This is a genomic window from Streptosporangium sp. NPDC002607 (genome assembly GCF_053592655.1).
This window is the reverse complement of sequence record NZ_JBSFWD010000015.1, coordinates 61,116-82,144: the sequence shown is the minus strand read 5'-3', so window position 1 is coordinate 82,144 and position 21,029 is coordinate 61,116. Positions and strand designations below refer to the sequence as shown.

Sequence of the window (21,029 nt, the reverse complement as noted above, 5' to 3'; positions counted from 1 at the left end):
CTTCAACCTACTAGCAGGATTTTCCCGGTGTGTTCTCCGGACTCCAGGATCCGGTGAGCCTCGGCCGCGTCGCTCAGCGGCACCCGGGCGTGCACCACGGGCCGGATCGCCCCGGCGTCGACCAGGGGCCAGACGTTCTCCACCACCCCGCGGACGATGACCCCCTTCTCGTCGACGGGCCGGGCACGCAGGGTGGTGCCGTGCACCGAGGCCCGCTTCGCCAGCAGGGCTCCCAGGTCCAGCTCGCCCTTCGTGCCGCCCTGCAGGCCGATCACGACCAGCCGCCCGCCCGTCTTGAGCACCCTGACGTTCCCCGGCAGGTACCTGCCCCCCATGATGTCGAGGATCACATCGGCCTCGACCTTCTCCGAGAAGTCCTCCCGCCGGTAGTCGATCCCCTCGTCGGCGCCCAGCTCCAGACAGCGGGCGATCTTCTCGGGCGACCCGGCGGTGACGACCACCCGCGAGCCGAACGCCTTCGCCAGCTGGATGGCCATCGTGCCGATCCCGCTGGCGCCGCCGTGCACGAGAAGGGTCTCGCCCTTCCGTAGGCGCGCGGTCATGAAGACGTTGGACCAGACGGTGCAGGCCACCTCGGGCAGCCCGGCCGCCTCGACGAGGTCGACACCGTCGGGCACCCGCATGACCTGCTGCCAGGGCACGGCGACCTTCTCCGCGTACCCGCCGCCGCTGAGCAGCGCGCACACCCGGTCACCCGGCGCGAATCCCACGGCGTCCGGCCCCACCTCGGCGACCACGCCGGAACACTCGAGTCCCGGGTACGGAGAGGCGTCGGCGGGCGGATTGTAGAAACCCAGCCGCTGCAGCACGTCGGCCCTGTTGACCGCGGAGGCCGCCACGTCGATGATGATTTCGCCGCGCTCGGGTAACGGGTCGGGAACCTCCCGCCACGTCAGAACTTCCGGTCCGCCTGGTTTATCGATCACGATGGCGCGCATGTGAGCAAAGGTATCCGCCAAGCCAACTTGGTGGTTGCTCGCGTTGACAAGAACACAGGGCGTTAACCTGCTATGTGTTTGCTGCCCTTTTATGCCCATCCCGAGGGGGAACACGGTGGCAAGACACGATCGTGAGGAATCTCTCGAGGAACAGCTCGCGTGGCTTGACGCCATCAAAGAGCAGGAGGAGGCGCCGGCCCTGGCGGTGAAGGCCACCACGGTGGACGACACCGTCGTCTCGCCGTACCCGCAGGACCCCTGGAGTCTGGTCCCGGCCGAGCCCGACACGGCGTCCTCGCCGCTGTTCCGCGCGGCCGTCGACTCGGCCCACCCGGCCACGAGCTCGCCGATGGCCGAACCGCCGGTCGAGGACGCCGACGCGGCCGATTGGATGGAGGCCTCCGACACGGTGAGCTCCTTCACCGTGCCCGCCCCGGCATCCGGCAAGCAGGACAACGACGGCTTTCTCGCGCCGCTCAAGCCCCTGCCGCGCCAGGAGCCCGGCGACAGCGCTCCGGGGGACTTCACCGAACCGCACATCCGCACCCCGTTCGCGGCGCCCGCGCACGAGCCGTCCCGCGGCCTGTTCGAGCAACCCCAGCGCCAGGCGGAGTCCTCCGATCCCGCCCCTTCATCCACCTCGTCCGCCGGGACCGCCGACCCTGAGCCGGCCACGCCGGCCTCCTCGGACACCCAGCGGTTCACCTTCGGCAGCGACGAGTTCGGCGGCACCGACCCCGGCCGGTTCTCCTTCGGCGGTGGCTTCGGCAGTGAGGGCTTCGGCGGTGGTCAGGACCGCGCGCAGTCCACCCCGGGCGGCACGGCCTTCTCCTTCGGCAGCGGAGACTTCTCCGTGGAGAGCACCGGGACCGACCGGCCCGCAGCCGAGACCGCCGCCGACCGCTTCACCTTCGGTTCGGTGGAAACCGACAGGTTCCCCACCGGTGGCGAATCCACGGCGACACCGGCGGCGAAGGAGTCACCCGAGCGCTTCGAGCCCGCTCCGGCCCCCGCCCCGCCGTCCTCCCGTGAGCCCGAGCCTTTCCAGGCTCCAGAGTCCTTCGGCGCCGACAGGCCGGAGCCGGCCGCGTCACCGTCACCCTCACCGGAACGTTCCTCCCCTTCCACTTTCTCCGCCTTCTCGGACTCCTCCTCCGGTCAGGAGCGCACGGAACGGGAGAACTTCTTCGCGCCCGGCCGGGAGAGCGGCTCACCCCAGGAACGCACTGACCCCTTCGTGCCAGGTGCCGCCTCCGGGCGGGAGGCCGCCTCAGCCCAGGAACGGCTGGAACGGGAGAACCCCTTCGCACCCGGCAGGGACGCGGCCGAACCGGTGCGGGAGCCGTACCAGGCACGCCGCCGTCAGACGGCTCCGGCGGCCGCCTTCGGCACGCCGGCCAGGCAGCACCCTCCGGGCACGGCCCCCCGGCCGTCGGCCGACAGCCTGGATCCGGAGTCGTTGCTCCGTGGGCGTCGCAACGCGCCCGCCGGGGGCTGGCGGAAGCTGGTCTACAAGGCGTCCGCAGGACTGATCAAGCCGGGCGAGTCCCCCGAGGTCCGCCGCCGTCGCGAGCTGGTCGGCCGCGCGCGCACCCCGGTGGCCACCGGCCACCACCGCGTCGCCGTGCTCAGCCTCAAGGGCGGTGTCGGCAAGACCACCACCACGGTCGGCCTCGGTGCCACCCTCGCCCAGGTACGCGGAGACCGGGTCATCGCGGTCGACGCCAACCCCGACCGGGGCACCCTGTCGGACAAGGTCGAGCTCGAAACCTCCGCGACGGTTCGCGACCTGCTCAACGAGCGCCAGCAGATCAAGAGGTACGTCGACATCAGGGCCTTCACCTCGCAGGCCCCTTCACGCCTGGAGATTCTCGCCTCCGATCGTGACCCGTCGGTGTCCGAGGCGTTCAGTGCGTCCGACTACCAGTCGGTCGCCCAGGTCCTGGAGAACTTCTACTCGATCTGCATCACCGACTGCGGCACCGGCCTGCTCCACTCGGCGATGTCCGGCGTGCTCGGGCTGGCCGACCAGCTCGTCCTGGTCAGCTCCCCCTCCGTGGACGGCGCCCGCGCCGCCTCGGCGACCCTGGACTGGCTGGAGGCCCACCACTACGAGGAACTGGTCCGCTCCGCCACCGTGGTGCTGTGCAGCGTCCGCCCGAGGTCGAAGTCGACCGTCGACCTCGACCGCCTGGAAGCCCACTTCGCGGCCCGCTGCCGCGCGGTCATCCGGGTCCCCTACGACACACATCTGGAGGAGGGCGCGGAGATCGACCTGGAGCGGCTCCAGCCCGCCACCCGCGAGTCCTACCTCCGCCTGGCCGCCTCGGTCGGCGACGGCTTCGCCGGTCCCCAACCCTGACCCGCCGGCCCGGCAGGCTTTGTTGTTCAGCGCCTGCCGGGTCTCGGGCACGTCCGGGCCAATGAGAGACTAGTGTGCAATCTGACACGTTCTTGGGACGTGTCACCAGGAGAGCTCGCCTAGTGGACGATGGCGGCGGTCTTGAAAACCGCTAGGCCGGGTGACCGGTCTCGTGGGTTCGAATCCCACGCTCTCCGCTGAGCTTGTGAAACGGCGTCTGACCAGGCGATTCGCCTTGGTGAGGCGCCGTTGATCGTTTCCGGGGTGTGCAGCCGTAGGTCACCGTGAGCGGCTCTCAGTCGGTGTTCGCGGGATATACGCGGGATGGATCTTGAGACGTTCTCCCAGGCCGCGCCCGAGAATCCTGCCCCGAGAACCGGGAGGGGAGCCATGGATCATATGGACTGGGACCGGATACCGGGACCTACCTGGTACCTCCCGGAGGCCGCCCGAGCGGCGATGGAGGCGCTGACCCGGTCTGTAGACGCTCGGCAGGCCGCCCGCGCGCTGGCCGATCTCCGGTACGCGGTCACGAACGACCATGCCGGAACCCTCTACCCGGCCGCCGTTCCTGCGGCGAGCGTGCTTCTGGAGGCGATCGGGGAACGGCCGGGACCACCCCGACAGGAGGCGTTGAACGCGCTGCTGGACTGGTGGGGATGCTTCTGTCCCGAGCCGGGGTTCGGGACCTACGAGGACCCGTCGGCCGGTTCTGTCGGTCTCATCGAAGGAATCGTGAGGCGCGTCCGTGATGCCACGAACATGCTCCACCGTGTCGCTGATGATCCGTCCGGGGGTGGAGGGCATCGGCCTGGTGTGAGGCTGCTGCTGGCCAGACTCGACGAAGGCTGGAACATGGAGGCCGGCTGACACGGAAGAGCCAGATTCCTTTAGCTGTGTCGAGGTGAAAAGAGAAGAGGCCCCGGCGTTCCCGAGGCCCCTTAATGGTGTGGATGGTCATGCAGCCAATGCGTCCTCGATCCTGCGATTGGCGATTCCTGCGCCGCCGTCGATGCATTTGGCGTAGACCTTGAGCAGCACGCCCACACCATGCCCCGCCCGCTCGGCCACGTCGGGAGCCGCCACCCCGGCGTTGAGCCAGAGCGAGACGGCCGCGTGCCGCAGGTCGTACGGCCGTGCCGCCAGAGGTGAGGCGACCTGTTCGGGAGTCAATGCCAGGTTCCATGCCGCTCTCCACACCTCGCAGTAGGTCCCGATGGAGATCACTCCGCCACGCGAGGTCCGGAACAGCCGGCCGTCCTCGTGGATGCCGAACTCCTCGATGTGCTCGCGCAGGATGGCCACCAGCTCGGGCGGGATCGGCACGGGACGACCCTCATCTTCGGCCCGGTGCTTCAGGCCCCGATCGTCGTGAGCCTCCCCGCTGTCGGTCCACTTCTTGTTCGTCTGCGGCTTGGACTTGGCCAGGACGAGCCGTCCCCAACCGATCGTGGGAAGGTGGCAGTCCTGCTTGCGGAGCCCGAGTGCTTCGGCCGGGCGGAGACCGGCGAAGTAGAGGCAGGCGAAGAAGCCGCGCAGGTGCCGGCCACGGTCGAGACGGCTCACATAGGTCACCGCGGTGAGCAGCTCCCGAGCCTGGACCGGGTTGACCACGACACGCCGATCAACGACCTCCCGGACCTTCGGAGGTTTCCACGCCTTCACCTTGTCGATCGGGTTGGAGGGCAGTTCCTCCAGGTCCACCGCGTACTGAAGAGCGTTGTAGAAGACCGACCGCTTACGGGCGATCGTGGTAGCCGCAGCGGCCCCACCGTCGAGATTGAGCGTCAGCGCGTCGAGCCCGAGACGTACATTGCGAACCTTGGACAGGTCGACTACGGAGAGAGAATGACGCTCAAGCCACGCGAGAGCCGATCGGATGCCTTCAGGACGCTCCGACTGCCGGGAAACCGGAGGAAAGGCGTACTGCCGCAGAGCCTCCCGGAGAACGAGCGGCTCAGGCTTGCCAGATGCGCTCTCGTCGACAAGGGCAGGGGTAATGGTCGCCAGAGCGTCGGTGAGGCTATCTCGCGTCTTGGCCGCCGCGTGCGGCCACTTCATGTCCACGTACGCCATGACGAAAGCGAACCAGGTGACTGCGTTCTTCACCTTGGCCATGGACGCGGGCAGTCCGGTTTCCATGTCGAAGCCCTCACCCCGCTTGGCTGCCTGCCGAAGATCCGACAGGAAACTCTCGGCGAGGGCCTTTGTTCGCAGGGTCTTGGACTTCTGGCGACCACCGACTTTCCAGCGAATCTCATACGACACGGTCTTACTGGACTGATTCCGCCGGACTTCCCAAAACTTCACGTCGTAGGAGAGGTTCACGCCGCCTCCCGCAGCGTCTCCAGCCAGGCAGTGAACTCGCTACGCCAGACGCGAATCTCGCCGTTCGGGAGCTTGAGGCCCTGCGGAGCGTGGCCAATCTCGCGCCAGCGGTAGAAGGTGCGCCGAGACACCCCGCCGAGTTCGTCGAGGACTTCCGGAACGGTCATGAGCTGGTCGCGGTTCTTGCTCACGCTGCCTCCCGAGTCTCGATTACCGAAAGATCTGGAACGGGTTGTCCGTCTGCTCTGGCTTGAAGTTCGATCAGGCGTGCGCGGGTGCGCTGGCGGTTGGCGACCTCGCGCAGCAGGCGTTTGGCCAGTGGAGTGCGGTTGGGGTCTTTGGAGGAGACCGGTCGCCAGACGTAGCGGTGTGGGTCGGTGACGGTGTCGTCTGGCAGGCCGAGCATGTCGAGCACCCAGGCCCGGCGGTCGGCCTTGTGTTCGCGGAGGGTCTTGTTGGACCACTTGCGGGAGACCAGGACGCGACGGCCCGCGTAGCCGAGGTGTTCGGCCTTGTGTGCCTTGCCCTTGCATCGGCCCGGCAGCATGCCCGCCTTGGCCCCCTTGGGCTGCACGCCGTACCGCAGCCAGTTCGGGCAGGTGGGCGAGCACGGTTCGTAGCGCAGCGCCTCGACCATCCGAACGGCATGGTCACGACGGGCCTGGTTGTCCTGGTCGTCAGGGTCGAGGGGGTCGCCGAGGTTCTTGGTCAGGTACTTGGTGAGGTAGCCGATGCGCTTGTGAGCATCCGGCGATCCGGCGACGATGCCCTGAACATCGACCTGAGGACCAAAGCGGACCACGTGCAGCGGTTCAGCCTCGTCGTCTTGGTCGAGCCGGTCGAGTGCTTCGTTCCAGGTGGGCAGTAGTTCACCGGTTACGGGGTCGAGGTAGTCACCGCTCTGTCCGTCCGGGTAGGTGGCGCCGTCGCCCAGTTCAGCCCGTTCCGCCCAGACCGGCAGGTGGTCACCGTCGAAGCGGACCTCATCGACCGAGGGCCACCACACCTGGTGATACGTGGCGGCGGCAATCGCCTTGATCTCCGCGCGGGGCATGGTCCCGCGGATTGCCATGTGCAGGTGCGGCGCGAGCCGCTTCTGAGGTTCGACGGTGGCGAAGTACTGGACGTCGTAGCCGGCCACCCGGCGAAGGTTCTGCACGAACCGGTCAACGAGCTTGGAGAAGTGCAGCGCATCGCGGGCCGCGCGAGCGTAGTCGTAGGTGCTCGGGTCGACCGGCACGCCCAGCCCGGATCGGATCTTGCCGTAGGAGGGCAGGGTGAGGGTGACGAATAGCGACGGCCGGTAGACCCTGCCATCGGGGGCGATGAAGGTCCGGCCGAGGGTGGTGTCCTGCTTGGCCCGTTTGGGCAGGTCCGGCGCATCCTGGCGACGTCTCGTGGAACGGGAGCGCTTGGGAGCCGTCCGCCCGCCCAGGACGTTGCCGCGCATTCCAGCGGCGTTGATCTCGGCATCGATGCCCGCGATGGCCTCGTCCCAGTCGAGGGTGTCTTCCCCGTCGCGTTCGGCCTCGTCGCGTTTGGCCTGGACGTCGGCCCGGAACTCGATCAGCCACCGCTGGTCTTCGGTAGAGGGGTTGGGTTCGGCGATGGGTTCGTGATCCAGGTGCCAGCCTTCCCGGCACTGGGCTTTGCGCAGCTGCTTGTTGCGTTGAGCGCAGGGCGGGCATTTGGCTTCCTGGGTGGTGCCGCAGGGAATGTTGAATGGCTCGACCGTGCCGGTGTGGGTGTCCAGGCGCCGCAGTTCGAGGGGGCGGATGCAGACCCCGTTGAGCTTGGCGACCTCGATGGCTACATCCAGGGCGAGAGGCAGGGTGTCACGGACGAGCCGGGGCAAGGTGCGGTCGGAGGCCGTCCGGCGGGGAGATAAGGGAAGCAGGGGTGTCGGTCACCTGTCCTCCTCTCGGTCGAGCACGTCGGCGGTGAACCGGTAGGAGGCGCTGTAGGGGTCACGGCGCAGCCGGATGTTGACCAGGTCGGAGAGCACCAGCTCAAATCGCGGCGGGGAGTCGACCAGGGAGCCGAGGAGGCGGAAGGGGATCGCGTCGATCTCGGCGAGGGTGCCCTGAATGATGATCTTCACTGGTGTGCCTCCCCGGCGAAGTCGGTGACCATGGCGCGGATATCGGCATCGCAGACGTAGCCGGCACGGGCACGGATCGGATCGGGTGAGGTCTCCAGGCGGACGTAGCCGATGCCCGCACCTTGCTCGGGAACCGGGGAGATGTGATCGGCCAGCGCACCCCGATCCCGAGCACCGTCGCCGAGCACCATGTCCACCTGCTCGGACTCATCCAGGCGAAGAGCGATCTTGTCGGGGAACAGGTTGCGGACGTTCATGACCTCCTTGCGCGGGTCCTGGAGGGCCGCCATCACGCCGAACCCGACCGCCCGGCCCTGTGTGGTGAGGGTGGCCAGGGCAGCGGAGATACGGAGCTTCAGGCCCTTGTCGGATTGGTAGGCGGTCAGGAACGCCACCTCGTCGACCACCACCAGGACGAACGGGTCATCGACGGTGGGGGTGTGGGAGCGCTGGAGTCCGGCGAACCGGTCGGCCCGCTCCTGCATGACCTGCACAGCCGCTTCCAGCAGATCGGCACAGGCCGCCGGGCTTGCGGCGTAGCGGGTGCCGAACAGGTCGCGGCCGAAGGACAGTTCCATCCGCTTGGGATCCAGCGCCCAGACCTGAACCAGACCCGCCCGCAGCGCAGGCAGCAGACCTCGGATGGTGGACCAGATGATCGAGCCCTTGCCCGCCCCGGTGGCGCCGGCCACCAGGACGTGAGTGCTGTGGACCTTGAGCCGCCACGGGGTACCGTCCTCGCATCGGCCGATCTCGACCGGCCCGATCGAGGGCATCTCGGGGATCGGTAGCGCGGGTAAGGGGGTGGCCAGCGGGTCACGCCGGGGGAAGGTCAGCAGCAGCCGGCCCGATCGGGCGATGGTCACCCGGCAGGAGGTGGCGCCGAACCCGTGGGCCAGGTGCTCGATGCGGTCGGACCAGTCCTTGACCGCTTGGCCGGTGAGCATCTTCACCGTGACCAGGTCGGCCCACGAGGTACAGGTGACTTTGACCAGGTGGGGCAGGTAGTCCCGGCCGCGCAGGTTCCGGCCGAGCCCGGAGATGATCATCACTGGTTGCCAGTGCCGTCGGTAGACCCACACCAGTCGCCACCAGGCCAGCAGCCGCCAGCCCATCCAACGGTTGAACGAGGGCCGATCGAAGAACGGCCACGGAGCGAGCAGCGAGACGGGGACGGCGACGACGACCAGGGCGAGCCGCCAGCTGTACAGAACACCGAGTACGGAGGGAACGGCGAGCAGGGCCAGGGCGACCGGGTGACGCCAGATGAGCTGGACGATTCCGGCCAGCAGTCGCCACGTGAAGATCAGAATGGTGATGATCGCCGGGGTGCGCAGGACGGCCGGGCGGAAGACGACGGCGGTATCGGGGGTGGTGGAGACGAGGTTCTGTGCCTCGTCGCCGGGCAGTTTTTTGAACATTAGGCTTGAGCCCTCTCTTGATTCGCGTCTGGGGAGAACCGAGGGGCCGCCGGAATGCCAGTTCCAGCGGCCCCGCTTCGTGTCAGGCCGCCTTGCCCTGCTCGGACTCGTCGACCTGGTGGAGGCTGGTGGACTGTTCGGTGTGCAGGCGCTCGCAGTCGGCCAGGTAGCGCGCGGCGGCTTCGGCGATCTGCCGGGCGAGGGTCACGTCCCGTTCGGTGACCGGTCCGCCGCCGGTGGTGGAGACGATCACCTGTGCCTCACGGGAGGACAGGTGCAGGAACGGCCGCCCACTCTCGGCGCCCAGCACCGTGACCGACAGGTACGGGGTGCGAAACGAGGTGTCGAGCCGGGTGCCGTCTTCGTCGAGGGTCACCACGGCGCGGGTGTAGGGAAGGTGCTTCCTCACGCGGCCACGTCCTTACCGGCCGAAGCCTTGACCGGAGCCGCCGCGGTGCGGGGAGGGCGCATCGCGGTTGCGCGGATGGACCAGGCCAGTCGTCCGGTGTTCTGGGCGACGTAGGCGGTGGCGGTCATGCCGTCGAACTCGACCGGTACGAACGGAAGGCCGGGCAGCGCAGCCGGGACGATCGGCTGAACCGGGGACAGGATCTTGACCGAGACCGTCTTCTGTCCGGCCTTGACGGTCGGATCGGCGTCCATGACCGCGACCTGCCACACCAGCTCTCCGGTGTTCTTGTCCTTGGCGTAGACGGTGCGGCCCTTGGACGAGGCGTCGAAGTCCTTGACCTGTTCGACCTCCCCGACGACGTAGCAGCCGTGCGGGAAGACCTGGTGGAAGCTGACGGGGATGGGTCCCTGAAGGGCCATTTCATTGTCCTAACGTGACAGGATTTGCTTGAATCTCAACCTGACCTATCAGGTTGCTCCATAAAGATAGGTTCGCCAACCTGTCACGTCAAGTTGGATTATAAAGGTGATCTGTCAGGCATGGTCAGGTCAGGGGGTACGCGTCGCGCAGCTCATGGCGATCCCCCGGAAGGACCGCGTCAACGAGTTGGAGCGCCTTGCCGTCAGCGTCGTGTCCGGTCACCACGAGGTTCAGCACAGGCGCACCGGCCGACATCTTCAGAGCATGCGCCTCATCCGCTGTTGCCGATCGCGCGAGCGTGCGTTCCATGGCATAGTCCAGCCGGAGCCGCTTGCGACCGTACAAATGACGCCGGATCCCCTCGTCCATCGGTTCAGGCGAGGTCAGCTTGGTCCCGGTCACCAGGTCGATGGGAAACCACGCCGAAACCAGTTCCACCGGGCCGTCCTCATCACTGAGGACGTATTGCCGCAGGAAAGCCTTAGACCCGGTGGGCAGCTCAAGCAGGGTGGTAACCCGAGTGGGGGCGACGATGATCCCGGCTTGCAGCAGCTCGGCCGAGGATTCCGACTCGGCGAGGTCGAGAAGACGCTGACCGGGGGAGGCGCGCTCCAGGTTCAGCATGGGCACCTTCCCACGCACGAACGAACCACGCCCTGTCTGAGATTCGATCAGTCCTTCTTGGCGGAGCAGCCGCAACGCCTCGATCACTGTCGGCCGTGACACGTCGAACTCAGCGACAAGCTGGCTTTGGGAAGGCAGCATCATCCCCGATGGATAGGTTCCATCCGCGATGCGCGACCTCAAGGCGTTCAGTACCCGCTCGTACTTGAGGCCGTCCCCAGGTGGAGCTGCCATTACAACCGCCTTACCAGCTTTAACGTGTTCTATCAGGTTGAGGGTAGCATCGGCGTTCTGATCTTCCACCCTTCATGAATGTGGAAGGCCCGGCAAGCCCAGGTGTGGGAAGGGCAGGCTTGCCGGGCCACAGCGCGGCGGCAAAGGACACGCTCAGTGCTGGTCACACCAGTAGCGGTCAATCTCGCCGTCGCGCCTGCTTCGGTGGACTACTGGCAGCCGAACCGGGACCTTCATCCAGAACACCGGCCGTCCGCCACTGCTCTTCGATTCGCTTCTCGGCCGCCAGACAGCCGGCCAGCTCCTCCAAGGTCTGGCCACACCGCACATGGGACAGGCCACGCTGGAGGCTCTTGAGAGAAAGATCATCTCGGCGCACCGCGTACCACCCGCCCCCCAGGGACGCCGAGATGCTCCAGCGCCTGCCGTAAGCGGCCTTCAACTCGTTGAGGGTCATGGGATCACTCCGGACAGGCAGGCGGGGCGGAACGCTTCCCGCGCAGGTCGACCGGTCGACGATCATCCGGGAGAACACATTGGACCTCTTCAACCAGCCTCGACAAGGGGTGGCCACCGCGCAGCTCCGCATACCGAACGGCGATCCGGCGAGCAGCGGTCACCGGATCACTCACCGGGTTGTATGCATAAAGCCAGCGTCCGCGCGCCGACTTGGTTCCCGACCGCCAGCGGTACGAGATCCCGTCGGTCCAGACGACCAGGTCAATCCACACCGAAACCAGCGCGATACCGAAACCCCGGTGAATATCGGCGGGCATTTCCAGATTTCGCAGCTCCTCGGCGAGCACCGCAGCAGCATAGGAAGGATCATCGCTTCCGGATTCAACAGGCCATCGCCAAACAAGTGTGTCCATCATGTTCCCCGCCGTCCGGTTCCGGAACAGTCGAAGCAATCGCTCCGCGTTCTCTGGATGCGTCGGCCATCGATGGCCTGCGCACCATAGGTCGCGCTCACCTGCACATATCGCCACCCCTTACCCCGGCAGGATGAGCAGTCCTCCCCGCCGGTTCCACGTGAGCCCGTCGTACCCACTCCTTTTCCTCCGTCACGATGGACGTTTTCTCGGTCAGTCGAGACACTAGGAAGAACAGGCCGCTCCGCCCCGGAAAAGAATTCCGGGGTCTCCGAGATATCCGTGCGAGGCTGACCGGTATGCGAGGCATGACGGATCACCTGACCATCGGGGAACGCGTAGCGTGGTATCGCCGACGACGCGGAATGTCACAAGAAGTCCTGGCCGGTCTTGTCGGCCGCACGGTCGATTGGCTGAGCAAAGTCGAAAACGACCGCATCGACCTTGACCGCTTGTCGGTCATCAAGTCCCTGGCGGGCGCTCTGGACGTCGCCCTCGGTGACCTTCTCGCCGAGCCGTCCCTACTCGACTGGAGCTCCGACAGCGGAGATCGCACCATCCCAGCCCTGCGGGCAGCGATCACCGACTACCGCCAGCTCACCCCACTCGCCAGTCTCGCCCAGGCCCACGAACCCCCCAGCCTCACCGAGCTGCGCAGCGAGATCGCCGACGTATGGCACGCCTACCAGGCATCCCGGTATGGACTCGTGGTCCGCCGCCTGCCGGCGCTTCTCGCCGAGGCCCACCACGCCGTCGGCGCCTACCACGCCGACCAGCGCATCCAAGCTCTCAGCCTGCTCGGCCAGACCTACCACGCCGCAGCCACCATCCTCGTCAAGGTCGGAGAGACCGATCTCGCGTGGATCGCTGCCGAACGCGGCCTGACCTACGCCCAGAGTTCCGGTGATCAGATCGTGGTGGCCTCACTCCTGCGATCCGTCACCCATGCCCTGCTCTCCAACGGTCGCTACGACGCCGCCTCCCAACTGACGAGCGACGCCGCCGGACTTCTCCAAGAAGACCTGTCCCAGGCGAGCCCCGAACTCCTATCGGTGCACGGCACACTCTTCCTCGCCGGATCGATGGCCGCCGCCCGCGCAGAGGACCGCGCCACCACCCAAGCCTTCCTGACCGAAGCCGCGGAATCCGCCCGCCGTCTGGGAGGCGACGCCAACCACGTGTGGACCGCATTCGGCCCCACCAACGTGGCCATCCACCAGGTAGCCACCGCCATCGAGCTGGGAGACATCCAAGTCGCCATCGACATCGGCCCCGGACTGGACACCAGCGCTCTGCCGATCGAGCGCCGCGCCCGCCACGGCATCGCCGTCGCCCAGGCGTTCAGCCAGTGGAACCGCACCGACGAGGCATTGGATACCCTCCTTCAGGCCGAGCACCTGGCCCCCGAGCAGATCCGCCACCACTACCTCAGCCGCCAACTCGTCCTGAGCTGGATCCGCCGCCAGAAAGGCAAGCCCAGCCACCGACTTGCCGATCTGGCCCGCCGCCTGCGCGTCACCTGAGGAACCTTCACACGGGGTGGACTTCCCGTACCGTAGGGATCATGACCGGACAAGAGACCCCGCCCATGGCCACTCCCCGCGCCGCAGCCGGGGCACTCTTCTTCGACGAACACGGCCGCCTGCTTCTGGTCCGCCCCCACTACAAGGACTACCTGGAGATTCCCGGCGGCTACATCGAACCCGGCGAGACCCCGTTCCAGGCATGCGTTCGCGAAGTCTACGAGGAACTCGGCATCCAACCGCCGATCGGTGACCTGCTCGTGGTCGACTGGGCACCTCACCCGCAGGAAGGCGACAAGGTCCTGTTCCTCTTCGACGGGGGAACCCTCAGCCCGAGCATGCGCGACAGCATCCGCCTCGGCGTCGACGAGTTGGCCGGCTACGACTTCCATCCCGTTGAGGAGCTACCCGGTCTGCTGATCGAACGACTGGCCAACCGCGTCATGGCCGCCGTCACCGCACGCACCATCGGCCGCCCGTTGTACCTAGAGCACGGCCAACAGTTGCCGAATTAATCTCATAGGTATCAAGAGCGGCGCTACGCGCCGCCCTGCGGCCCGCGCACGCCCGCACGCTGCGCGTGCGGCCTGGGGGCCGTTCTCGCGCGCGACGCGCGCGGGCCGCAGGGCGCTGGTAGAGCAACCAGTTCATGCACAGACCATCGGGCAACGCCTCAGGTGTTACGCTCGGACCACTCGGCTACGGTCTGCATCGACCCCAGTAGCCTTTGGGCGATCCGTGTCTTCGTTTCGCGGTCCAGGCTCTCAGCCAGCCGATCAAAAGCGGTCGGCAGCACATCCAGCAGCGAGAAAACTTCCCGACCGTCCCGCAGAGCCAGCAACAGCATGCAGCGCCAATGCGGCGAGTGCTCCGGCCGATGGTTCAGGCGATGAACTATGGCTGGCCACAAGTAGTGAGTCGCTTCTGGATCGGCATGCTCGGCCAGCCACCCGGCTCCGTGCTGACGATTGAGCCCGCACACCCTCGCCTCTTCATCGAGGTGAATGAGCTGGGCCGTATTGATGGACTTGACAGTGCGCGGAACCTCCGAGGATGCCATGCCACAAGTATCCGTAGATCAGGTATACAAGGAATGCCTCCGGCGGAGGCACTCAGGCTCCGGGATGACCACCGAGGGCGCGCTCATCACCGCCGACCTATCGGTGGCTGGGGTAGGGGCCTGATCATCCCGTCTGCCGTCGACCCGGGACAAGCCGAGCAGACCGGGGGCACGGGGCCAAGGTCGTTCGTCCAGTAGGGCGCTCCACCTTGGCCCCGTGCCCCCGGCCCGCTTCCCCTTCGGGCGGGTCGACGGCAGACGGGATGATCAGGCGGCGGGGTGTGCGCGTCCGCGCGGGGATCTCGGGCTGTGCCCGTTGCGTGCCCGATGGGACGGGAAACGAGGGGGAACAGCGGGGAGTCACGGGGAACGCGATCAGGGCCGTGAGCTGCGTCTTCGCAGATCGAACAAGATCGGCATCCGTCTTTGCAAGCAGGATGTCAGGAGTTCGAGCCGTCACACAGCACGTGCTGTACTTCAGTGGTTCGCCGGCAACCGGCGCCCTGCTGACCCTGTGGGTCGCTACTCCCGTTCGGTTCCGACCATGAACCTGCTTACCGGCTGCCATGCGCCCCTGCTGGTTACCAGACAGAATTGGGTTAAATGACGAAAGGTGCCGGATGGGCCGCCTGCGGGAAGCAGTTAAAGGGTTTGCCTTCACGATGATCTTAGGATTGATCGGGTTCGGTGTGATCTTCGGAATCTCCGCGCTGTTCGACCTAACGTGGCTGGCGAATGTGCTGGGCGGCCGATCCATAACACTCATCGGCTTGTTCTTGTTGTTGGTCCTGCTGGGACTCGTGGTCTTCGTTGTGTGGTTGGTGCGGAAGATCGGGAAAAGGCAACGCCAGCCGGCTGAGTGACATCCGCACATGCGAGTGCCGGAGGACGCGGTGACCGAAGGCAGGGTGAAGACCCTGTACAGGGTTGCAGTTCACCGCCGTACCAGTCCGTTCCAGAAGGATCGCTGACGGACGTTGGTGCAGGTGGGGCCGTCCTGAACGATGGCGCCCCGAGCTGCTAATGCGGCTTGGGTAGACGCCCTGTCGCCTGGCGTTGCAGTTAAGGTCAAGACGTGGATGAAGCCATGTTGAGTGCGGAGAGGTGGCGCGAACAGGTTCGGGCGCGAGGTTCCATCGAGCAGGACCGTGAAGCGCTGGCCCGGCTGATCGAGTACGACCACGATCTGTTCGAGACCGAGTTGTATGAAAGCTTCTCCGACCCGCAGAACCGGTTGGTCGACAGAGTCGAGAGGTCATATGCCGGTCAGTACGACCGTCGCCTACGCCGGCTGCGAGAGCGCGCCAGGCACGCCCAGGTCGATGAATAGCCGTTGCGGGATATGCGTGGGATGATCTTCAGTGGTCGAGACGGGGAAAGATACTGCTGCCCTGGTGAGAGGCCCTGTCTCCGCTGGGAACGCAGCCCTCTTGAAAACCGCTAGGCCGGGTGACCGGTCTCGTGGGTTCGAATCCCACGCTCTCCGCTGAGCATCACAAACGGCGTCTGACCAGGGACTTCCCTCGGACCAGGCGCCGTTGATCGTTTCCAGGGTGTGCAGCCGTATGCCGCGCTGAGCGGCCCTGAGTCGGTGTTCGCGGAATATACGCGGAATGATGTTGGTCGCGTTTCCCCAGGTGGCTGCCCTCGATGTCCTGTTCAGCGAACGCTGCCAACTCCGGAATCAGGCTCACGTCTGGGCACGCCCTGCCACCCTGGCCATGGCCTGTACCTGCAAGCTGTGCAAAGCAGTGAAGTGGCGAACGGCGGGAGGAAGCCGGCACACTTCGCAGGCTCCACTTGATGCATCGTGAGCCACATATACGATCACGGAATGGAGCCGGTCCTTTCGCCCTTACGGTGTCGTCGCGCTGCTGCCGTCCACCGGGGAACGGGTGAGAGCGAGCTGGCAGCGACGCCCATCCTGGACTGGAAGCATCCCCGGGTATTGAGGTTGGCGAGCGAAGCCCGGCGTGAGAACACCGGGACGGACCGGGGTCTTCTGGTCACAGCTCACCGGCTTATCGCCGCACGGGTGCGTCCGGTGTATGCCATGAACGACACGCAGCCGGTCTCCAGGACGCTTCTCTTGGAACGCGGATCATGCAGCCAGCGGCTGGCGGTTCTGGAAGCGGTGGGGCGGGCCGACGGAATCGCCAGCCGGGTCAGAGGACTGCTGGTGGATGGGCGTTTCTGGCATCCGCGATTTCCCCGGTTGCGGGCATTGATCCCGCACCAGATAGTGCTCGCCTGGCCGGAGTTCCTGCTCGGCGACCAGTGGGTGACCGTCTCCGAGCTCTACGGTGATCTGAGTACGTTGCAGAAGGGAGGCGGGTTCACCAATACCAGTGGTGAGACGCTCTTCGACGCGGTGGCCCATACCGCCGTGGACTGGGACGGCGTGACCTGCTCATCTTGCGATCTGTCCGGCCACGTCCTGTCCGATCTGGGGTATTTCAGCTCCCGTGATGCCCTGTTTCAGACACATGGTCAGACGTTGTGCTTGCCGGTTCGTATCATCGTGGACCTCATCATGAGTCGCCGAGCGGCTTGAGCCCTGCCGACACCGAACAGGGCCGCAGAAGGGACCCCAGTACTGCTTGGGGTCCCTTCGTGTCTCCGCTCACGCCGCTAATGCATCCTCGATCCGCCGGTTGGCGATCTCCGTGCCGCCGTCGATGCACTTGGCGTAGACCTTGAGCAGCACGTCCACCCCGTGTCCTGCGCGCTCGGCCACGTCGGGAGCCGCCACCCCGGCATTGAGCCACAGGGACACGGCCGCGTGTCGCAGGTCGTACGGCCGGGCCGTCAGGGGTGAGACCTGCTGTTCGGGAGTCAGAGCGAAGGCCCTTGCCGCCTTCCACACCTCGCAGTAGGTCCCGATCGAGATCACGCCGCCGCGCGAGGTACGGAACAGCCGCCCGTCCTCGTGGACGCCGAACTCTTCGATGTGCTTGCGCAGAATGGCCACCAGCTACCGACCGTGCCCCGTACTGCACTCCCGCTTACATCGCTATGGAGACCGGCGCGACCCGCGTACTGCTGGGCGAGGCCACTGCGGCCATCCCGATATTCGAGGCCAGCAGATCCCAATGGCCCGAATCCAGCCAGGCGCGCGACCATGTGCTGTTCCTGACCCGCATGGCCACCGCCTACGCCATAGCGGGCGAGCGAGAACAAGCCTGTGCAGTGACCGAAGACGCTCTGTCCCGCATGCAGGCCCTTCGATCCAGCCGGGTCGCCGCCAGCTCACAGCGCTACGCGCTCACCTGACTCGATGGTCGGCAGATCCGTACATGGCAGACTTGCTCACCAGGGTCGACATCCTCTCGGAGTCCTTCTCCCTGCCAGCATCCCAGCCACAAGGAGACCGGTGACCCCCTTGCTGCCCACCGCGACCACCACCGAGGAGCGACAGCGCAACGCCCAGGTCGCGATCCTGCCCGTCGGCAGCTTCGAACAGCACGGCGACCACCTGCCTCTCAGCACCGACAGCATCGTCGCGACCCTGATAGCCCGCCAGATCGCCGACGCCTACCCCGTCCTGCTGCTTCCACCGGTGACGATCTCCTGCTCCCATGAGCACAGCGCCTGGCCGGGAACCGTCAGCATCTCCGCGCGAACCCTGCACGCGATCGTCACCGACGTCCACGACTCCGTCACCCGCTCCGGCCCCACAGCCTTGGTCGTCATCAACAGACACGGCGGCAACTACGTCCTGAGCAACGTCGTCCAGGAGGCCAACGCCGAAGGCCGCAACATGGCGCTGTTCCCCTCCCGCGAAGACTGGAACGAAGCCCGAGCCGCCGCCCAGCTCACCGGCTCCATGCACGAGGACATGCACGCCGGAGAACTGGAGACCTCCCTCCTGCTCCACGCCTGCCCCGAAGTGATCCGCCCTGGCTACCACTCCGCCGACTGGATCGCAGACGACCGCCGCCATCTCCTGACCAAAGGCATGCAGGCCTACACGGACAGCGGAGTCATCGGCCGCCCCTCCCTGGCCACTGCCGAAAAAGGCAAAGTCCTGCTCGACAGCCTCACCAACAGCTTCGCTGACGTGCTGGATCTCTTCACGAAGCCCTGAGCAACGGCACACCAGCCGATCACGACCTGAGTCACTGCCGAATTGTTCTCATGAGGTATCAAGCGGCGGCGCGCCGCGCCGCCGTACGCCCCGCGCCGGCGCTCCTGCCCCGCGCTGCGGCCTGGGGGCCGGTCGCGGCGCGGGCGCCGCGCGGGGCATCGCCATAGGCCCGCCCCGCCGTACACCGCAAAGCCGCCGACCTAGCGTCGCACCACCGCCGCACAAGGCCAGTCACTCCGACTGCCCGGTGTCGTTGGGATGGGCGCTAGGGTGACGCCGTGATCAGCAAGCCGCCCGGGTTGCCCTTCGTGGCTGTTTTCTCAGCTGCGGCAGCCGTCATCTTGATATGGGCCAGCTATCCGTACTGGTACGGGATCGAGATGTTCCTGTTCACGATCCCCGTTGGTGGGTTGCTGCTCGCTTACTGGGCCATTCGAATGGTGTGGGCCGAGCGCAAAGGAACCTTGGAAGGCTCACGCAGCCGCCGCTGGATCATCCCGTGGTTCATCACGGGCGGCGTCATGCTCGCCCTCATAACCGACGCGCCGTTCTGGATACGCTTCACGATCTCTGCACCCAGCATGGAAGCCTACGCCAAAGCCGTGGCCGAAAGTCCCGACCGCAAAGAGCCCTGCCAATGGGTGGGTCTGTACTACGTGTGCGACGGATGGCGGTATCTAGATCTCGATACCGGAGAACGGGTACCCGGCAGTGCAGAGTTCGGCGTCCAGGACTGGTTCCTACACGACAACAAGGGCTTTCTCTGGCTGCCCTCCGGCGAGCCAGACGAGACAATGGACGATAGCTACCGCTACCTGAAGGACCATTGGTACGGCTCCGAAGGCTGGGATCACTGGTAATCCAGTCGGCCTCGCCGACGAGGTCCGGCTCACGGCCCTGCATACCGTAGCGCGGCATGAACGCTCGGCGGCAATGTAATCCTCATGCCGCTCCCTTCCTGGCGGAGTTCTGTTCAAGCAGCCTCCGGCGGGGGCCTCGGACTCCGGGATGATCGCCAGGGGCAAGGGCCGGGTTCGTGGTGGCTGGGGGCTGGATCTTCCCGTCGCCGTCGTCCCAGGGCAAGCCGAGCAGACGGGGCCAGGGCGCCAAGATCGTTCGTCCGGTGGGGCGCTCCACCTTGGCGCCCTGGCCCCGGCCCGCTCCCCGGAGGGTGGGACGAAGGCGACGGGAAGATCCGGCGGGTGGGCTGTGTGCGTCCGGACGGGGTTCTCAGGCCGTGCCCGTTGCGTGCCCGTCAGGAGAGGCACCAAGGGGGAATCACGGGGACTCACGGGCAAGGCGAGACCGCCTCTGACCTGGAACGCAGCAGGTCAGAGGGTCGCGTACCGAGATCTTGTAAACTGTAGGTCAGGGGTTCGATTCCCCTCGTCGGCTCGCATCAAAGGGCCAGGTCAACCGGCATACGGTGACCTGGCCCTTTGATCGTTGAGCCGATCCATAGGACTTGAGGCACGTTGGAGTTCTCACTGAACCAGGGGAGAATCACACGTGAGAGCCGCACGGCATGGTTGGCCCCTTTTGCCTTAACATCGGCTTCCATGATCGGGCGTCGAATCTTCCTTGTGCTAGGCACCTTCTTCCTCATCGCCCCCGTCCTCAGATCATGTGGCGCGATCGGAGGCTCGTTTCCGTCACAGCCGATCCGTGAAGTGCTGCCAGTCATGGCCATCGCTGGTGTGGGATTCATGATTGCCGCCGTGGCCATGGCCATAGTTGAGCATGGTGAAACCCCTCCGCCCAACTCCGAGCAGAGTCGCCGAGAGGAGGAGAGTGCCTCGTAACGTTTGTGTCCAGCCGATCCGGCTTGGCGTCACCGCGGCTTTGGCTAACCTGATAGCCCCGTTGCACTTCCAGTTGCAGTCCGAGGCCGTTCCAGGCGGTTCAAGATGGACCACGGATACTCTCTGACCTGCACTGAACTGCCCGGAACGAGCCAAGGCCGATCTTTTAATCCGCACGTTCAGGGTTCGAGCCCCGGAGTCTCCGCCCGCCACAGGTGAGGCAGCGACGAACAGGAAGGTCAGGCGGGAGGAGGCATGGCGGTGGTCTCAACGAAGTCCTGGAAAGCTTCCAACATCTCACCGAGATTCAAGGGTCCACATGCGCCTTTAAAGTGGGTGCCGTCGCTCCAGAACTGTACCCGGTCATCCTCTGTGCGATCTATTACAAGGCGTTCCAGCGAGGCCCCGGACAGAGGCGTGTCCATGAGATCGATCTCCATGGACCATCCCGGGTTATCCAGGGTTTCGATCTTTATGCCGTAGCCGTGCTCCCACTCACCGTCACAGCATGAGGCATACCAGGATTGGAGGAAGGCGAGAGAATTCGTGATCATGTGGTGAGTCTGCCAGCCGTGCCCGTCGCGTGCCCGATGGGACGGGAAACGAGGGGGAACAGCGGGGAATTACAGGGAATGTGATCAGGGCGCGGAGCTGCGTCTTCGCAGGTCGAGCAAGATTGGCATGCGTCTTTGCAAGCAGGACGTCAGGAGTTCGAATCTCTCGCTTCCGCGGTGTTCTCCGTTGATCAACGGCTCATGGGTGCAGGGACGACCGTCTTCCGCGAATGCCGGACGGCGATGCCCCGACTGATCAGGATCACCGCG

Annotated in this window: 24 protein-coding genes and 1 tRNA gene; 11 read left to right on the top strand and 14 right to left on the bottom strand. The window is 66.0% G+C overall.

All coding sequences use genetic code 11. The annotated features are described in order from the left end of the window. Positions 1-2: 2 nt before the first annotated feature. The gene (locus tag ACWD3H_RS18970; protein ID WP_451955883.1) at positions 3-959 is read right to left on the bottom strand and encodes an NAD(P)H-quinone oxidoreductase; all 957 of its coding nucleotides are present in this window, start codon (positions 957-959) and stop codon (positions 3-5) included. A gap of 115 nt (positions 960-1,074) precedes the next feature. On the opposite strand from ACWD3H_RS18970, the gene ACWD3H_RS18965 reads away from it, so the two are divergent. The 3 genes from ACWD3H_RS18965 to ACWD3H_RS18955 all read left to right on the top strand — a co-directional run bounded on the left by ACWD3H_RS18965 (position 1,075) and on the right by ACWD3H_RS18955 (position 4,191). Then, a complete protein-coding gene (locus ACWD3H_RS18965; protein WP_451955882.1) occupies positions 1,075-3,321 on the top strand; it encodes a nucleotide-binding protein in 2,247 nt (748 codons plus the stop codon). Positions 3,322-3,429: 108 nt separating this feature from the next. Next, positions 3,430-3,518 (top strand) — tRNA-Ser (locus ACWD3H_RS18960). A gap of 193 nt (positions 3,519-3,711) precedes the next feature. Further along, positions 3,712-4,191: a hypothetical protein gene (locus ACWD3H_RS18955; RefSeq protein WP_451955881.1), complete on the top strand. Its 480-nt coding sequence runs from the start codon at positions 3,712-3,714 to the stop codon at positions 4,189-4,191. Positions 4,192-4,278: 87 nt separating this feature from the next. Here ACWD3H_RS18955 and ACWD3H_RS18950 read toward each other — a convergent pair whose 3' ends face one another. The 10 genes from ACWD3H_RS18950 to ACWD3H_RS18905 form a co-directional block, all read right to left on the bottom strand. After that, on the bottom strand, positions 4,279-5,589 hold the full coding sequence (locus tag ACWD3H_RS18950) for a tyrosine-type recombinase/integrase (protein WP_451955880.1): 1,311 nt from the start codon (positions 5,587-5,589) through the stop codon (positions 4,279-4,281). 56 nt (positions 5,590-5,645) lie between these two features. After that, entirely contained in the window at positions 5,646-5,840 is a 195-nt protein-coding gene (locus ACWD3H_RS18945) for a helix-turn-helix transcriptional regulator (RefSeq protein ID WP_451955879.1), read from the bottom strand. Beyond that, entirely contained in the window at positions 5,837-7,504 is a 1,668-nt protein-coding gene (locus ACWD3H_RS18940) for a replication initiator (protein ID WP_451955878.1), read from the bottom strand. Before ACWD3H_RS18940 ends, ACWD3H_RS18945 begins: the two co-directional genes overlap by 4 nt. A 51-nt stretch (positions 7,505-7,555) precedes the next feature. Then, positions 7,556-7,750 (bottom strand): hypothetical protein, encoded by a 195-nt coding sequence (locus tag ACWD3H_RS18935; protein WP_326646370.1) that lies wholly within the window; start codon positions 7,748-7,750, stop codon positions 7,556-7,558. Then, positions 7,747-9,171: an FtsK/SpoIIIE domain-containing protein gene (locus ACWD3H_RS18930; RefSeq protein ID WP_451955877.1), complete on the bottom strand. Its 1,425-nt coding sequence runs from the start codon at positions 9,169-9,171 to the stop codon at positions 7,747-7,749. The genes ACWD3H_RS18935 and ACWD3H_RS18930 overlap by 4 nt, the downstream gene beginning before the upstream one ends. 82 nt (positions 9,172-9,253) lie before the next feature. Continuing rightward, positions 9,254-9,580 (bottom strand): hypothetical protein, encoded by a 327-nt coding sequence (locus ACWD3H_RS18925; RefSeq protein ID WP_451955876.1) that lies wholly within the window; start codon positions 9,578-9,580, stop codon positions 9,254-9,256. Then, positions 9,577-10,002 carry a plasmid replication, integration and excision activator gene (locus ACWD3H_RS18920; RefSeq protein ID WP_451955875.1) on the bottom strand — a complete coding sequence of 142 codons (426 nt, stop codon included), beginning with the start codon at positions 10,000-10,002 and terminating at the stop codon, positions 9,577-9,579. The genes ACWD3H_RS18925 and ACWD3H_RS18920 overlap by 4 nt, the downstream gene beginning before the upstream one ends. Before the next feature lie 124 nt (positions 10,003-10,126). Then, positions 10,127-10,930: a GntR family transcriptional regulator gene (locus ACWD3H_RS18915; protein WP_451955874.1), complete on the bottom strand. Its 804-nt coding sequence runs from the start codon at positions 10,928-10,930 to the stop codon at positions 10,127-10,129. A 109-nt stretch (positions 10,931-11,039) separates the two neighbouring features. Beyond that, the gene (locus ACWD3H_RS18910) at positions 11,040-11,318 is read right to left on the bottom strand and encodes a hypothetical protein (RefSeq protein ID WP_451955873.1); all 279 of its coding nucleotides are present in this window, start codon (positions 11,316-11,318) and stop codon (positions 11,040-11,042) included. Between the two features lie 4 nt (positions 11,319-11,322). Beyond that, positions 11,323-11,667: a hypothetical protein gene (locus ACWD3H_RS18905; RefSeq protein WP_451955872.1), complete on the bottom strand. Its 345-nt coding sequence runs from the start codon at positions 11,665-11,667 to the stop codon at positions 11,323-11,325. A gap of 263 nt (positions 11,668-11,930) precedes the next feature. On the opposite strand from ACWD3H_RS18905, the gene ACWD3H_RS18900 reads away from it, so the two are divergent. Then, positions 11,931-13,256: a helix-turn-helix domain-containing protein gene (locus tag ACWD3H_RS18900; protein WP_451955871.1), complete on the top strand. Its 1,326-nt coding sequence runs from the start codon at positions 11,931-11,933 to the stop codon at positions 13,254-13,256. A gap of 41 nt (positions 13,257-13,297) precedes the next feature. Then, a complete protein-coding gene (locus tag ACWD3H_RS18895) occupies positions 13,298-13,771 on the top strand; it encodes an NUDIX domain-containing protein (RefSeq protein WP_451955870.1) in 474 nt (157 codons plus the stop codon). Positions 13,772-13,929: 158 nt separating this feature from the next. On the opposite strand, the gene ACWD3H_RS18890 is transcribed toward ACWD3H_RS18895, so the two are convergent. Beyond that, positions 13,930-14,316, bottom strand: coding sequence for a hypothetical protein (locus ACWD3H_RS18890; RefSeq protein WP_451955869.1), 387 nt, complete (start codon positions 14,314-14,316; stop codon positions 13,930-13,932). Between the two features lie 620 nt (positions 14,317-14,936). On the opposite strand from ACWD3H_RS18890, the gene ACWD3H_RS18885 reads away from it, so the two are divergent. The 3 genes from ACWD3H_RS18885 to ACWD3H_RS18875 all read left to right on the top strand — a co-directional run bounded on the left by ACWD3H_RS18885 (position 14,937) and on the right by ACWD3H_RS18875 (position 16,870). After that, positions 14,937-15,179: a hypothetical protein gene (locus ACWD3H_RS18885; RefSeq protein WP_451955868.1), complete on the top strand. Its 243-nt coding sequence runs from the start codon at positions 14,937-14,939 to the stop codon at positions 15,177-15,179. Between the two features lie 212 nt (positions 15,180-15,391). Then, positions 15,392-15,646 carry a hypothetical protein gene (locus ACWD3H_RS18880; protein WP_451955867.1) on the top strand — a complete coding sequence of 85 codons (255 nt, stop codon included), beginning with the start codon at positions 15,392-15,394 and terminating at the stop codon, positions 15,644-15,646. A gap of 723 nt (positions 15,647-16,369) precedes the next feature. After that, complete coding sequence (locus ACWD3H_RS18875) at positions 16,370-16,870, top strand: hypothetical protein (protein WP_451955866.1); 501 nt, start codon at positions 16,370-16,372, stop codon at positions 16,868-16,870. A gap of 69 nt (positions 16,871-16,939) precedes the next feature. Here the strand turns inward: ACWD3H_RS18875 and ACWD3H_RS18870 are convergent, their stop codons facing one another. After that, a complete protein-coding gene (locus ACWD3H_RS18870; RefSeq protein ID WP_451955865.1) occupies positions 16,940-17,287 on the bottom strand; it encodes a hypothetical protein in 348 nt (115 codons plus the stop codon). Between the two features lie 44 nt (positions 17,288-17,331). Here ACWD3H_RS18870 and ACWD3H_RS18865 point away from each other — a divergent pair, with 44 nt between their 5' ends. The 3 genes from ACWD3H_RS18865 (at position 17,332) to ACWD3H_RS18855 (ending at position 19,263) form a co-directional block, all read left to right on the top strand. Beyond that, positions 17,332-17,589, top strand: a complete 258-nt coding sequence (locus ACWD3H_RS18865) for a hypothetical protein (protein WP_451955864.1) — start codon at positions 17,332-17,334, stop codon at positions 17,587-17,589. Positions 17,590-17,689: 100 nt separating this feature from the next. Further along, positions 17,690-18,403, top strand: coding sequence for a creatininase family protein (locus tag ACWD3H_RS18860; RefSeq protein ID WP_451955863.1), 714 nt, complete (start codon positions 17,690-17,692; stop codon positions 18,401-18,403). Between the two features lie 278 nt (positions 18,404-18,681). After that, positions 18,682-19,263 (top strand): hypothetical protein, encoded by a 582-nt coding sequence (locus tag ACWD3H_RS18855; protein ID WP_451955862.1) that lies wholly within the window; start codon positions 18,682-18,684, stop codon positions 19,261-19,263. Positions 19,264-20,444: 1,181 nt separating this feature from the next. On the opposite strand, the gene ACWD3H_RS18850 is transcribed toward ACWD3H_RS18855, so the two are convergent. Beyond that, positions 20,445-20,759, bottom strand: coding sequence for an immunity 53 family protein (locus tag ACWD3H_RS18850; protein ID WP_451955861.1), 315 nt, complete (start codon positions 20,757-20,759; stop codon positions 20,445-20,447). Positions 20,760-21,029 lie beyond the last annotated feature (270 nt).

What these genes read in the sequence shown, in the direction of transcription:
- ACWD3H_RS18955 (WP_451955881.1), top strand. Translation starts at nt 3,712, where the DNA reads ATGGATCATATGGACTGGGACCGGATACCGGGACCTACCTGGTACCTC.
- ACWD3H_RS18920 (WP_451955875.1), bottom strand. Translation starts at nt 10,002, where the DNA reads ATGGCCCTTCAGGGACCCATCCCCGTCAGCTTCCACCAGGTCTTCCCG.
- ACWD3H_RS18895 (WP_451955870.1), top strand. Translation starts at nt 13,298, where the DNA reads ATGACCGGACAAGAGACCCCGCCCATGGCCACTCCCCGCGCCGCAGCC.
- ACWD3H_RS18910 (WP_451955873.1), bottom strand. Translation starts at nt 11,318, where the DNA reads ATGACCCTCAACGAGTTGAAGGCCGCTTACGGCAGGCGCTGGAGCATC.
- ACWD3H_RS18865 (WP_451955864.1), top strand. Translation starts at nt 17,332, where the DNA reads ATGGAGACCGGCGCGACCCGCGTACTGCTGGGCGAGGCCACTGCGGCC.
- ACWD3H_RS18900 (WP_451955871.1), top strand. Translation starts at nt 11,931, where the DNA reads ATGGACGTTTTCTCGGTCAGTCGAGACACTAGGAAGAACAGGCCGCTC.
- ACWD3H_RS18890 (WP_451955869.1), bottom strand. Translation starts at nt 14,316, where the DNA reads ATGGCATCCTCGGAGGTTCCGCGCACTGTCAAGTCCATCAATACGGCC.
- ACWD3H_RS18930 (WP_451955877.1), bottom strand. Translation starts at nt 9,171, where the DNA reads ATGTTCAAAAAACTGCCCGGCGACGAGGCACAGAACCTCGTCTCCACC.
- ACWD3H_RS18850 (WP_451955861.1), bottom strand. Translation starts at nt 20,759, where the DNA reads ATGATCACGAATTCTCTCGCCTTCCTCCAATCCTGGTATGCCTCATGC.
- ACWD3H_RS18885 (WP_451955868.1), top strand. Translation starts at nt 14,937, where the DNA reads ATGGGCCGCCTGCGGGAAGCAGTTAAAGGGTTTGCCTTCACGATGATC.
- ACWD3H_RS18875 (WP_451955866.1), top strand. Translation starts at nt 16,370, where the DNA reads ATGAACGACACGCAGCCGGTCTCCAGGACGCTTCTCTTGGAACGCGGA.
- ACWD3H_RS18970 (WP_451955883.1), bottom strand. Translation starts at nt 959, where the DNA reads ATGCGCGCCATCGTGATCGATAAACCAGGCGGACCGGAAGTTCTGACG.